Annotated in this window: 11 protein-coding genes; 1 reads left to right on the forward strand and 10 read right to left on the reverse strand. The window is 34.1% G+C overall.

The genetic code is table 11. The features are described from left to right. The first annotated feature begins 2 nt into the window (after positions 1–2). Positions 3–1,163: a glycosyltransferase gene (locus tag L3049_RS01320; protein ID WP_275107969.1), complete on the forward strand. Its 1,161-nt coding sequence runs from the start codon at positions 3–5 to the stop codon at positions 1,161–1,163. Here the strand turns inward: L3049_RS01320 and L3049_RS01325 are convergent. The 10 genes from L3049_RS01325 to L3049_RS01370 all read right to left on the reverse strand — a co-directional run bounded on the left by L3049_RS01325 (position 1,160) and on the right by L3049_RS01370 (position 12,950). Then, entirely contained in the window at positions 1,160–2,647 is a 1,488-nt protein-coding gene (locus tag L3049_RS01325; protein ID WP_275107970.1) for a glycoside hydrolase family 130 protein, read from the reverse strand. The genes L3049_RS01320 and L3049_RS01325 overlap by 4 nt on opposite strands. A 74-nt stretch (positions 2,648–2,721) precedes the next feature. After that, the gene (locus L3049_RS01330; protein ID WP_275107971.1) at positions 2,722–3,327 is read right to left on the reverse strand and encodes a trimeric intracellular cation channel family protein; all 606 of its coding nucleotides are present in this window, start codon (positions 3,325–3,327) and stop codon (positions 2,722–2,724) included. Positions 3,328–3,430: 103 nt separating this feature from the next. Then, positions 3,431–5,692: an NADP-dependent malic enzyme gene (locus L3049_RS21620; RefSeq protein WP_275107972.1), complete on the reverse strand. Its 2,262-nt coding sequence runs from the start codon at positions 5,690–5,692 to the stop codon at positions 3,431–3,433. 800 nt (positions 5,693–6,492) lie between these two features. Further along, the gene (locus L3049_RS01340) at positions 6,493–7,227 is read right to left on the reverse strand and encodes a tetratricopeptide repeat protein (RefSeq protein ID WP_275107973.1); all 735 of its coding nucleotides are present in this window, start codon (positions 7,225–7,227) and stop codon (positions 6,493–6,495) included. A 128-nt stretch (positions 7,228–7,355) separates the two neighbouring features. Beyond that, on the reverse strand, positions 7,356–8,201 hold the full coding sequence (locus L3049_RS01345; protein WP_275107974.1) for a glucosaminidase domain-containing protein: 846 nt from the start codon (positions 8,199–8,201) through the stop codon (positions 7,356–7,358). A 145-nt stretch (positions 8,202–8,346) separates the two neighbouring features. Then, positions 8,347–8,883, reverse strand: a complete 537-nt coding sequence (cobC, locus tag L3049_RS01350) for an alpha-ribazole phosphatase (protein WP_275107975.1) — start codon at positions 8,881–8,883, stop codon at positions 8,347–8,349. Between the two features lies 1 nt (position 8,884). After that, on the reverse strand, positions 8,885–9,646 hold the full coding sequence (locus L3049_RS01355; RefSeq protein WP_275107976.1) for an adenosylcobinamide-GDP ribazoletransferase: 762 nt from the start codon (positions 9,644–9,646) through the stop codon (positions 8,885–8,887). Then, positions 9,647–10,696 carry a nicotinate-nucleotide--dimethylbenzimidazole phosphoribosyltransferase gene (cobT, locus tag L3049_RS01360; RefSeq protein ID WP_275107977.1) on the reverse strand — a complete coding sequence of 350 codons (1,050 nt, stop codon included), beginning with the start codon at positions 10,694–10,696 and terminating at the stop codon, positions 9,647–9,649. It lies immediately after the preceding gene. 37 nt (positions 10,697–10,733) lie between these two features. After that, positions 10,734–11,789: a nicotinate-nucleotide--dimethylbenzimidazole phosphoribosyltransferase gene (cobT, locus tag L3049_RS01365; RefSeq protein WP_275107978.1), complete on the reverse strand. Its 1,056-nt coding sequence runs from the start codon at positions 11,787–11,789 to the stop codon at positions 10,734–10,736. Between the two features lie 27 nt (positions 11,790–11,816). After that, a complete protein-coding gene (locus tag L3049_RS01370; RefSeq protein ID WP_275107979.1) occupies positions 11,817–12,950 on the reverse strand; it encodes a BPL-N domain-containing protein in 1,134 nt (377 codons plus the stop codon). Positions 12,951–12,952 lie beyond the last annotated feature (2 nt).

Raw genomic sequence — 12,952 nt, forward strand, 5'->3', positions numbered from 1 at the left:
TCATGAGAATAGCATACGTATCAACATACCCTCCAAACGAATGTGGGATAGCAACTTACACCCAATATTTGAGTGAATCTGTTGAGAGGAAAGGTAAAGAAATCAGAATTTTAGGTCAATTAGGGGCTGATGGGAAGAATGTGTTTGAAGTATTTGCACCTACAGATAAAGACATTGCTGCTAAACTTTTCTTTTATATTGAAAGACTATCACCAGATGTGGTGCACATAGAGCATGAATTTGGTTTGTTTGGCGATCAAAGAGGTGTTCAAATTGTAGAATTACTAATACGCTGTAATATAGCAGATACACCTGTAATAACAACCTTACATACTGTTTTTGAAGATTTGAAATATGAGGAAAGAATAATTGTTCAGCATATCTTAAATTGTAGTTCTACGGTTGTTGTTCATGAATATTTCCAAAAAGAAATTCTCCTTTCAACTTACGATTGCCCAAATCCAATTGAGGTTATTCCTCATGGAGTAAGAATTGTAGAAACTTTAGAGAATGCAAAGGAATTACTATATCTGGAAGGTAAAAAAGTATTGTTGTTAGCTGGATACATGCGCTCAACCAAAAATTTTGAGAAAATAATAAGCTTACTACCAAGTTTAGTTAAAAACATTCCCAATTTTATGTTGTTGATTGCCACTAGGAGTCGCATTAACGAACATTCAAAATATGGAGAAGAACTTTATCAGTTAATTGAAGATTCTCAATATCAGGAGCATATTAAGGTCTTGCATGGTAAATTTCCTCAACACACACTTGATACCATTTTAAGTGCTTCCGACTTATTAGCTCTGCCCTATACTAAAGGAGCTCAAAGCGGTGTTTTAGCGCAAGCGTCTGCTTTTAATCTACCTGTGATTACATCAGATTTACAAAGTTTTAAGAATTGGATATTTGAAGTTAATGGAGGTTTGTATGCAGAATCGGATGATGAATACGTTTCGCACATAAGCAGATTGTTAAAAGATGATGAATTGCGTTATGATTTTATGGACAATATTAAACAAAGTAACCTCGAACGAAATTGGAATACAATTGCGGATAGACATATACTTCTGTATAAAAAAGTAATAAAATCACCAACTTCGAAAGCTGAGTTTTTCCATGTTGAATCAACCAAACAGCATAAAGTTAATTTGATCACTTAATAGTAAGTCATTTTCTGAAAGAGATCATCTAATTCTAGACTGGCAATGCCTGAACGGGAGTCTGCCATTGCATATGGTATTATTAATTGATTGCTGTGCGCAATTGCTCCGCATGAATAAACCACATTTGGAACATATCCGTTACGTTCATTTTCATCGGGAATTAAAAAAGGTTCTTTCAACAATCCAATTACTTTAGTTGGGTCATTTAGATCAAGTAAAATTGCACTAATTGTGTACGTACGCACAGGCCCAACGCCATGTATAAGCAGTAGCCAACCTTTGTCTGTTTCAATTGGTGATCCACAGTTTCCAATTTGGAAAAATTCCCAATAAAATGCTGGTGGCTTTAACAATATTGGTTTCTCCCAAAATTTAATATTGTCGGAAAACATGATGTACAAATTTTCATTGTCATTACGAGAGATGGTTACAAATTTGTCGTTTACTTTTCGTGGGAACAAGGCCATTCCTTTTCCTTTTGATCCTTCACCAAGAAGAACAGACACCTTGAAGTGGCAAAAATCAGTTGTTTGTATCAACTGCGGTAAAGCTGTAAAGCCATTATAGGCTGTGTAAGTTGCATAGTAAATGTGCTTTCCTTTTCCATTTCCATTCTTGAAAAATACGAATCGTGCATCTTCAAGCCCTTTAATTTCATTGTTTGATACTGGAAATATGACCCTTGCGCTAATGTCTAAATCTGGTGAAAATTTAATCTCATAATTTGCATTTGCTAGCCAGGTTAACGTTTCAATCGCATTTTCAACTTTATCGCTAATCTTCTTATTTTTCGATTTTTTTATTTTCCTGAATAATTCAATCGCCTCTTTTAGTTCTTGAAATGAAAATTCATCTAAAAGATTATCCATAATCTTCTTTAAGGCATCAAAAGAATCCAATTCCTTTAATTTAAGAATGAAATCACTCTTATGGTAACTAGGATTTGGAATTCGGTCGACCTTTTCAACTAAAGCACTTTTCTTTTGAACAACTAAATCACCATTATTTTTTAGGATTCCTCTTCTGAACACAATCGATGAAATGTGACCTTCGCCAACAGCACGAAAGCTTAAAATAACTTTGAGACGGTTGGAATCTGACTCAAATTGTTCAGGATGAATAACAATTGAAGGATTAAATAAGGCCGCGGATTCGATAGAATATTCCATGGTAAAGTAAGAGCCAATTAATAATTTTTGCTCTAAACTATAATCAATATCTAAATTTATTGATTTACTAATTTGATCGAAATTATCTTTGAAAATACGTTTAATGTTTCGGTGTCTCTTTGAAAAACTTTTTAGGGTAATACCTAAAATTCTTTTCACTTCATCATTTGGAAGAATTAAAATTCTATCAAAAATACTCTCAATTCGTTTCAAGTTTCCAGGAGTGAAAAATCGCGCAACAACCCTTGAATCATCTGGTGTGAAATGAAGTAATTGCTTTTTTACTGTTATTGGAAGAATCCTATTTGTCATCCTATTTTAATAAGGTGGTATTCTCTTAAATATACGAAATTCACCAATGAAAAGAAATAGGAAATGACTTGTTCTTAGTATTTTAATACGGGTAAAGATATTTTAAATCGAATACAAATTATCCGAATAGCTATAATACAGGATATTGTAATAAATTGATTTACTGATGAACTAACTCCTAAAAATCCAAGAAAAATAAACAAAACACCTCCTATTAAACAAGCTGTTGCATAAATTTCTTTTCGGAATATTAAGGGAATATCATTACAAAGCGTATCTCGAATGACCCCTCCCATTACAGCTGAAAATAAGCCCATAATAATGGCCAAAACGGGATGAATGGATAGTGAAATAGCTTTCTCAATTCCAATTATGGTAAACACTCCAATTCCAATAGTATCAAAGAGAAACAGAGTTCTCTTTAACTGCATAATCATTCCTTTAAACAAGAAAGTTGCAAGGACTCCAATAGTAATAACTATTAAATAATTTAAATCAGATATCCAAGCTACCGGAAAGTTTCCAAGTATCAAATCACGCAATGTTCCTCCTCCGATTGCAGTTATAAAACCTGTAAAGAAAGCACCAAACAAATCAAGTTTTTTATTGGCAGCTGAAAGAGTTCCACTGATAGCGAATACTAGGGTACCAAGTAAATCTAAGATGTATAATATACTCATGTCTTTATTTTAAGAGGACAAAAATCAGTAAAAAAAATGAATTGGATAAAATAAAAGGATGGAATTTTAACAAAACCATCCTTTTATAGTAAATTTTAGGTTTTTAGCCTTGAGCATCAACAACTGCAATTGCAGTCATATTAATCAATTCACGAACAGTACAACCCATTGGCACAACGTGAAATGGCTTTGCTGTTCCCAAGATGATTGGTCCGATATTTTCAGAATCTCCAAGATCTTGCATCAACTTATATGCGATATTTCCTGAACTTAAGTTAGGGAAAATCAATGTATTTACATCTTTTCCTTTAAGCTTGTTGAATGCAAATGTTTTGTCTCTTAAGTTCTTGTCAAGAGCAAAGTTCAACTGCATTTCTCCATCAACAGATAATTCTGGATGTTCTTCATGCAACTTCGTAATTGCTTTATTAACCTTAACAGGACTTCCCTTTCTAACAGATCCAAAATTAGAATAGGAAACCATTGCCATAACAGGTTCCATATTGAAGGATTTTAATGCTCTTGCAGCACTTAATGTTGTATTAATCAATGATTCCTCAGTTGGCTCAGAGTTAACCGTTGTATCAGCAAAGAATAAAGGCCCTTTCTTTGTCATCACGATATTCATCCCAACAAGAGTTTCCATTCCCTCTTCTTTACCAATTACCTTCTCAGCAATATTGAGCGTTTCGAAATAACGTGTCGCATAACCTGAAATAAACGCATCAGCATCACCAGCTTCAACCATAGTTGCAGCAAAGTAATTACGATCAAACATTTTCTCTACAGCTTCCTTATGAACTAGTCCCTTACGTCCAAGCTTTGTACAAAGAATATCAGCATAACGCGTTCTTCTCTCACGTTCAGCTTCAGAACGAATATCGATAATTTCAGCACCTTCAAGATCAAGTTCATTCTCCGCTACCAAGCGCTGAATATTTTCAGTATTTCCCAACAAGATTGGTTTTGCAATACCTTCGTGAAGTGCTATTTGAGCTGCTTTAAGAATATTAAAGTTATTTGCCTCAGGGAAAACAACACGCTTAGGTGCTTTTTTCGCTTTATTAAAGATCGTACGTAGAAGTTCGTTCTCTGTTCCCAAACGCATTTTTAACTCCTCTGCATAAGCATCCCAATCCATATCAGTTTTACGTGCAACACCCGACTCTACAGCTGCCTTTGCTACTGCTACAGCAACACGTGAAACCAATCGAGGATCCATTGCCTTAGGAATAATATAGTGCTTACCAAAAGTAATATTAGCTTCGTTATATGCAGCATGTACCGATTCCGGAACAGGTTCTTTTGCTAGCTCAGCAATAGCATGAACTGAAGCAATTTTCATCTCTTCATTAATTGCTGTTGCACGAACATCTAAAGCACCACGGAAAATATATGGGAAACCTAACACATTATTAATCTGGTTAGGATAATCCGATCGCCCGGTAGCCACAATTACACCATCTTTAGCTTCAATTGCATCGTTGTAAGCAATTTCCGGATCTGGGTTCGCCAAAGCAAAAACAACGGGGTTTTCAGACATACTGCATACCATTTTCTTACTCATGATTCCACCAACTGATAGGCCAAGAAATACATCACATCCAACAACAGCTTCCTCTAAACTTGATAAATCTCTCTGTGTAATAAATTGTTTTTTCTGCTTGTTCAAATCAGTACGCTTTGCATTGATAACACCACGGCTATCACACATCACGACATTCTCAGGCTTCACTCCTAACGAAATATAAAGTTTCGTACAAGAAACGGCTGCAGCCCCTGCTCCATTTACGACAACTTTTACATCTTCAATTTTCTTATTACCAATCTCCAGAGCATTCAATAAACCTGCCGCAGAAATAATAGCAGTACCATGCTGATCATCGTGCATCACCGGAATATCCAGTTCTGCCTTTAATCTCTCCTCAATTTCAAAACATTCAGGAGCTTTAATATCTTCAAGATTAATACCACCAAAAGTTGGTGCAATCGCCTTAACTGTATCAATAAATTTATCTACATCAGTCGCGTCCACCTCAATATCGAATACATCAATATCAGAGAAAATTTTAAATAACAAACCTTTCCCCTCCATAACCGGCTTACCAGCCAATGCACCTATATCTCCAAGGCCCAAAACTGCAGTACCATTAGAAATGACTGCCACTAAATTACCTTTTCCTGTGTAACGATACGCGTCTTCAGGATTCTTCTCAATTTCAAGACAAGGCTCTGCAACTCCCGGGCTATAAGCCAGAGATAAATCACGTTGCGTTCTGTAGGGCTTAGTAGGTATCACCTCTATTTTCCCTGGTCGTCCTTCGGAATGATAATTTAATGCATCTGAAATGCTAACTTTTGACATTGTTGTAAGTGTTTTGTTGTTTTTTATGAATTGTAATCCATAAATATGCTTATTCAAGGTAAAGATGGGAATTATTGTAACAGTAATAAATGCTAAATAGCTCAAAAACAAGCACTGTGTTAGTATTTAGCTGAAACTCTATTAATTAAGAATAAAAAAGAATAACGGAATATTTCTTGAATTGATACAAGTTTTAGGAGAACTGTGACATCGTATTTACTTTGATGAATTATTTGTGATTCGGAGAGAGTATGAAAGATTCTTATCAATTAAATAATTCTTGTCGAATGATGTTTGTTGCCCTAAAGAATCTTCAATAACAATTCGACTAATCTTCCAGATACCAATCTCAGATTTCTTTTTAAATAGAATCCGACCTATGAAGAATCCTAATTTTGTTTTTTTCTTGTTAACACAAGAGGTTTGTATTTGTTCATTCCCTGATGGAGATTCAAAATAGATCACAGCTTTTGATAATATTTCTTGAGAACATGCTCTTAAGGAAAAATATACGGTTTGATTTGAATGGGTCACATCAATTGTATTTTGTACAAAATTGATAAATCTTAATTCCGATTTGGTTTCCCCGCTTGAGCTAAAATTTGAACTGAATCCTGTTACACTGATACAACAAAATAACAGAAAGATTATAGATCTAACTGTTTTAAGAAAACATGAAGTATGTTGGTATTCTTGCATCGCTTAGTATTTCATTCAAAATACAAACTTTTATACGATGGCAAATAAAAAGGGATACCTAAAAAAGGCATCCCTAATCAATTTATATTTTGTCTAAGCTATTATTTCAACAATCCTTTAACCGTTGTCATAGTAGTAGAAATATCTTCTCTAGCTGGAGCAATTGCCTTAGCTTTAGTTAGTTCAACAAGAGCTTTCTTAAAATATGACTTAGCTTTAACTGATTCAGCCTTATATTTTTCTGGCTCAGTATTAGCAACAGGAGTAGCTGCTTGCATAATTTTTGCACCTTTATTGTAGTATAAATTACCTAAGCTCAATAAAGCATCAGCCTGCAATTTTGATTTTACATTACCAGCTTTTTGGTATAAACCTTCAGCATCTTCAAATTTATTTGCTTTTTGTGCTTTCTGTCCTTCTAAAAGGTAATGCTTTGATAGCATAGAAACCATTTTAGACTTTTTAGTAGGACAAGCCTTGATACCAGCATCTAATGTGCCGACCATATCAGTGTATTTCTTTTGGCTTTTTTGTACAGTAGCTAAATACAAATAAGAAGAAGATGGCTTGTAATTGTTCTTTACAGATTGAGCAAAAAGTTGTTCTGCTTTTGCATAATCTTTAATTTTTCGTGCACAATACCCAGCATTAAAAACAAGTGGCAAATCTTCAACAGTATCTTCTGCTGCTAAAAATTGCTCATATTTAGCAAGAGCTGTTTTATAATCTTTTGATTTTAAAGCGGCATTACCTTCATTTTTAAATTGTGCTGCCGATTGAGCAAACACTCCAACTGCGCTAAAACAAACCGCAAGAATCAGAATAAATTTTTTCATACTAAGTTACTTTTATGATTAATTAAATTATTTATTTTTTTCTAAACAAGCCTAAAAATAATGATTTCAAAGAAAATTCAAATGAAAATAGCGAAAAAATAATCTTCAATTTCTTTTTTGAATTCAAATTAAATAGCCTCAGAAAGGAGAATTTCTTTTTCAAGTAAGAATTCTTCTTTTATTACATATGTATCGTATTTTGTTAAGTCGTTACTTTCAATTAGTTGCTTTAATTTATTTGTGTAAATTTCCCCTACTTCTGAATAACGATTCAAAAATGATACCAATTTTAACGGCTCTTCGCAATTGTAACGCTCAATACGAAATTCTTTGTAAGCATTTACTCTAGCTATCGTTTTAAAATAGTCTTCTACTGAATTTTCTATTGATTCATAGCTTCTTACATAAATGCTAGTAGAATCTCTGCCAACAAGAGCTTTAATTCTATTTTCTCCTGCATGATAAGACCATATACCAAATACATTATTACCTTCTTTAAAAAAGCGTGAAGATCCCCAACCTGATTCTAAAGCAGCTTGTCCCAAAACAATACTTGCAGGATGTGGTTTTAACCTACGTTTAAGCTCTGGTAATTCATTACACTTATAAGTTTTAAATAAGTCCGATAAAAATAAGCTGTCTTTTTCTAATAAGATAGGATTTGTTTCTTGCCATAATTGGATATGCTCTACTCTTTTGATTTTTGCGAATAAATCGTGCTTCGCAACCAATATAGATGGTAATAACATTTCTACAAACTTCTGCTTTTTCTCTATTACCGGTAAGTCTCTTAAAGAGATAACTTTTGTGTAAACATATGGTGTGATACAAGTATCTGTAAAAGAGAAAATATCTTCTTTCTGATTAATGGTAGCATATTGAGACAAAACAGAACTTTCCTTGTAAGTAATTGGTTTTTCGCAAGATACTAATAGAGTCGTTAGTCCAAGAATTAAAATAAAAATCGATCGCATTACAAATTATTGTTAATTTTCAGTCGCTAAAGTAACAATTTCTTTGTCATTACTGTATATTTCACATTCGAAATGAGCAAGATTGAAATGGATAAAAAAAAATCAGAAACTCGTGTTCCTGATTTTTCACGATATAAATATGAAATTACTTTTCGATGGTAATAACATTTACATCTCCATAGTCTGCTGCAGGTTCATTAAAAGAATCTTCTAGCTTAATATTTTTATGAATCGCATTGATGGTACGAATAACACCTCCATGCGTAAAAATAGCAACATTTGAGCAATCCATCGATTTTACTTCATTCCAAAATTCTAGAACTCGGTCGCGAAGCATTATAAATGATTCTCCGTTAGAACATTTTTTATTTACAAAATCTTCCATCCATTTAGGTAGTAATGGATCTTTAATCTCATCCCAAACTTTTCCTTCCCAGTCACCGAAATTCAATTCCATTAAGCGATCATCGGTTACAGGATTGTCTCCACATATATCTGTTGCTAATTTTTTTGCTCTACTTAAAGGACTTGTGAAGACGGCATCGAAATTAATATTTTTTAATTTTTCTTTTACCGTCTCTAGTTCTTCAGGGTAACTTTCCGCTAAATCTACATCTTTTTGCCCGTAGCAAACTCCCTGACCTACATCTACTTTTGTATGTCTAATTAAATAAATTTCCATATTATAATATCTGATTTACAATTATCATATAAGATAAATAAAATACAATTTCGCACACTTGTTGTGTGGCTCCAATACAATCTCCAGTGAAACCGCCTATCCATTTGTTAAAGTACCTAGCAAGTAATATTTTAGATAAATATACAGGAATAAGAATCAAGAAGAATTTATAATTCCCAAGTAATAAAATAGGTAAAATACCAGTTAAAATTGTAAAGATATAGTTGCCAATTGATAATTTCTGAGAATAATCTTTTGCTTTAGAACTATCTACTCTAGCATATTGGTGGGTATTTACTAATGTTGCAGCAAACATTCTTGATACTGAATGAGATGCTATCAAAACCATAACCAATTGATTTGCTGAGATGGAAAACAAGCAGAAAAATTTAGTTAAAACTAAAAATACAATTCCCGTCACTCCGAAAGCTCCAATTAAGGAATCCTTCATTATTTCAAGGATACGATCTTTTGTCCAACCTCCGCCAAAACCATCACAAACATCCATGAAACCATCCTCGTGCAAGGCTCCTGTTAATAAAACAGTGAAACCCATGCAGAGTATTATGGAAACATTGAATGGAAGGACTAGATTAGACAGATAGAAAACCAAAGCTGTTAATCCTCCGATAATGATTCCTGAAATTGGAAAAAATTTTATTGCTTCATGCTGATATTCCTTTTCAAATCGAGCCCATTTTGGAAATGGAATTCTAGTAAAAAAAGACAAGGCAGTGAAAAATATATCGATTTCTCTTCTCATTTATGCTTCAACGATTTTATCACTATTACTCACTCCAGCATCCTCAAAACTTGCCATTTGGTTAAGAAAATTAACCGCCGACTCGATTATTGGATAAGCCACCGCAGCACCCGTTCCTTCACCTAATCTCATTCCTAGGTCTAAGATTGGTTCTGCATTTAAATGCTTAAGCATAAATTGATGTCCATTCTCATTCGATTTATGCGTAAAGATGCAGTAATCTAGCATATTAGGGTCTATTTTACTCGCAGCTAATAATGCCGATGAAATAATAAAACCATCAACCATAATCACCATTTTTAACTCTGCAGCTTTAAGCATTGCCCCAAGAATCATAATGATCTCAAAACCTCCAAAATGTGCTAGAATACTTTCAACTTTATTGTCTCCTTTGTAATTTAAGACTGCTGTTGCTAGAGTTTCATATTTCTTTTTCAGACCTTCATCATCCCAACCTGTTCCACGACCAACACATTCTTTTAAGTCAACATTACCAAGAAGATGAAGTAATATAGCTGCAGAAGAGGTATTCGCTATCCCCATTTCACCAAAACCGATAATATTGCATCCTTCTCTGTGTACTTTATCGCATAGATCAGCACCTCTTTTTAAAGCAATTTCAAATTGATCGGCTGTCATAGCTGCACCATTTAGGTAGCTTTTTGTTCCGTAATCAACTTTAGCATTAATTACGTCTGTATTTTTATCAAAATCGTAATTTACACCAGCATCAACAATTTTAATATCGATACCATTTTGTCGACTAAAAACATTTATAGCGGCACCTCCATTAATAAAGTTAGCAACCATCTGCCAGGTAACTTCCTGTGGATATGGGCTCACTCCATCTAGAGCAATTCCATGATCTGCAGCAAATACCATAATGGTTGGTTGCTTTAATTCTGGAGTTAATGTATTCTGAATACAACCAATTTTCACAGCCAATTTCTCCAAAACACCCAATGAACCGATTGGTTTGGTTTTTAAATCAATTTTATGCTGAAGTTGTTCTCTAATTTCAGTATTTGATTTATTTATGTTGAAATTCATTCAATCAATTTTTAATTAAAAACTAAATATAAAACAATTAACTGATTGTTTTAGTTTCTTCCGATTCACTGACTCCAGCTTCCTGAAAAGAAGCCATTTCGTTAATGAATTGAACCGCACTTTTCACCAGTGGATAACACACCATTGCACCAGTCGCTTCTCCTAAACGCATGCCAATATCTAAAATAGGTTTAGCCTTAAGATAGTTTAGCATTTTTATGTGTGCTTGTTCATTAGACTTATGAGCAAATATACAATAGTCCAATACTTTAGGGTTTATTTTTGAGGCTGCTAATAAAGCTGATGTAATAATAAATCCATCAATAAATAAAGTCATTTTTAACTCTGCGGCTTTTAGCATTGCCCCAGCAATCATTACAACCTCAAAACCACCAAATTGACTAAGTACATCAATCGGATTATTACTTCCATCGTATATCGATAGAGCCTCATTTAGCAAGTCAAATTTAGATTTTACGCCATCTTTATCGAGTCCAGTACCTCTTCCTACGCATTCCTCGAGAGGAATATCAGCTAAAAGACTAAGTATTAGTGCTCCTGATGATGTATTTCCAATTCCTTTTTCACCAAATGTAATAAAGTTACAACCTTCTTTATGGATATCTGAGACTACTTCGGTACCTCGTTGAATTGCTTCCAAACATTGTTCTTTGGTCATTGCTGGCCCAAAACGATAATTTTTCGTTCCATGAGCAATCTTTTTATTAATGATGCTTAGGCTTGGATCAAAATCATGATCTATACCTGCATCAACAACTTTAAAATCGATACCATGTTGATTTGAAAAAACATTTATCGCTGCACCACCTTGCATGTAATTATAAAGCATTTGGTAGCTTACTGATTTCGGGTAAAAACTAACTCCATCATCAGCAATTCCATGATCTCCTGCAAAAACTACTACATTCGGATTGTCAATTTTTGGCGTTAAGCTATTCTGTATTTTTCCAATATTAAATGCAATTTCCTCAAGCATTCCCAAAGAACCAAGGGGCTTTGTTTTCCCATTGATTTTATTCCACAACTCCTGATCCAATTTTTCGGATACAGGATCAATCTTAAATTCTATCATGCTTAATAAAAGATTTCTAATAAGTTCTTATAATTGATTACTGATTTCTTTTAACTTGTTCAAATTCAGCATCATTGATTTTTTACAATTTGAATTTTCTTCATTTCTAATTGCTGAAACTAAATCTGGAATTGCATCTGTGCGCTCCAATTCAACCAAAGCAAAAGAAGCTTTTTCTCTAACATCAACATCCTTATCTCTTAGCATTCCAGGTATCCATTTTTTAGATGACCAACATGCTAACTCGATTACCTTATCAATAGCAAGCAGTTTTTCTTCTTTTGTACCAGAAAGCATTGTTTGATATTTAGATTGAAGATCTTGAACTTCTTTGGTGTAGATAATCTCATTCTTAAAGAAATCCGGACGAACCACATTCTCAGGATACGAAATTAATTCCTTATTGCAAGTCCAACGCACGATACGAGGTAACATCCAACGCATACCCGGCGTACACTCAGGATGACCAACAAATGAAGCCACTCTACCTTTTCCAACTGATGCGCTAACAATAAAAGGTTTGTTATTTGTCATATTAGCTGGACTGCCATCAACTGTATGAACATCAGAAAGCATTACAGCTAAACTATTTCCATCTGTATTTTTAGCAGGTACCAAAACAGGACCTTCGTAGTACTGACAAAATGAAATTTTTCTGTCCTTCAGCTCAGGGAAAATGGCTTTACCTTCTTTCGTCAATGAAAATTTAGATAAGCCATGACCGCGGTGATCATGTTCAATATCAATGGCTTCACAACCATTCAAATCCAAACTTGGGTAATCAGGTGTTTCGGTCATAATATAAGCACCAGCACAAATACCAACCACAGATTTGCCTTGTTCTTTTACCATTTTCACCAATTTTTCCATACCAGCATCGCCCAAACTCTGAGTCTCGCCTCGTCCGCTACCGCCAGGAAATACAATAGCATCAAATTCATTTATTTCATCAGATACTATTTGACTAGCGCGAATTACTTCACAATCAATTGCAGGATCTATTTTTAATGCTTCAAGGGCATCGGTAATACACCAGGGGCTGTCACCATTTTTATCGAAAACGCCAACTTTAATTATTTTGATATCGACTTGTCTATCTACTCTTTTACAGCTAGATAGAATGAGTGAACTAAAGATTAGGATGGTTAGTAGCTTGTTCATGT

The organism is Labilibaculum sp. DW002 (assembly GCF_029029525.1).
Classification (GTDB): Bacteria; Bacteroidota; Bacteroidia; order Bacteroidales; family Marinifilaceae; genus Paralabilibaculum; species Paralabilibaculum antarcticum.

What these genes read in the sequence shown, in the direction of transcription:
- L3049_RS01320 (WP_275107969.1), top strand. Translation starts at nt 3, where the DNA reads ATGAGAATAGCATACGTATCAACATACCCTCCAAACGAATGTGGGATA.
- L3049_RS01325 (WP_275107970.1), bottom strand. Translation starts at nt 2,647, where the DNA reads ATGACAAATAGGATTCTTCCAATAACAGTAAAAAAGCAATTACTTCAT.
- L3049_RS01330 (WP_275107971.1), bottom strand. Translation starts at nt 3,327, where the DNA reads ATGAGTATATTATACATCTTAGATTTACTTGGTACCCTAGTATTCGCT.
- L3049_RS21620 (WP_275107972.1), bottom strand. Translation starts at nt 5,692, where the DNA reads ATGTCAAAAGTTAGCATTTCAGATGCATTAAATTATCATTCCGAAGGA.
- L3049_RS01340 (WP_275107973.1), bottom strand. Translation starts at nt 7,227, where the DNA reads ATGAAAAAATTTATTCTGATTCTTGCGGTTTGTTTTAGCGCAGTTGGA.
- L3049_RS01345 (WP_275107974.1), bottom strand. Translation starts at nt 8,201, where the DNA reads ATGCGATCGATTTTTATTTTAATTCTTGGACTAACGACTCTATTAGTA.
- cobC (WP_275107975.1), bottom strand. Translation starts at nt 8,883, where the DNA reads ATGGAAATTTATTTAATTAGACATACAAAAGTAGATGTAGGTCAGGGA.
- L3049_RS01355 (WP_275107976.1), bottom strand. Translation starts at nt 9,646, where the DNA reads ATGAGAAGAGAAATCGATATATTTTTCACTGCCTTGTCTTTTTTTACT.
- cobT (WP_275107977.1), bottom strand. Translation starts at nt 10,696, where the DNA reads ATGAATTTCAACATAAATAAATCAAATACTGAAATTAGAGAACAACTT.
- cobT (WP_275107978.1), bottom strand. Translation starts at nt 11,789, where the DNA reads ATGATAGAATTTAAGATTGATCCTGTATCCGAAAAATTGGATCAGGAG.
- L3049_RS01370 (WP_275107979.1), bottom strand. Translation starts at nt 12,950, where the DNA reads ATGAACAAGCTACTAACCATCCTAATCTTTAGTTCACTCATTCTATCT.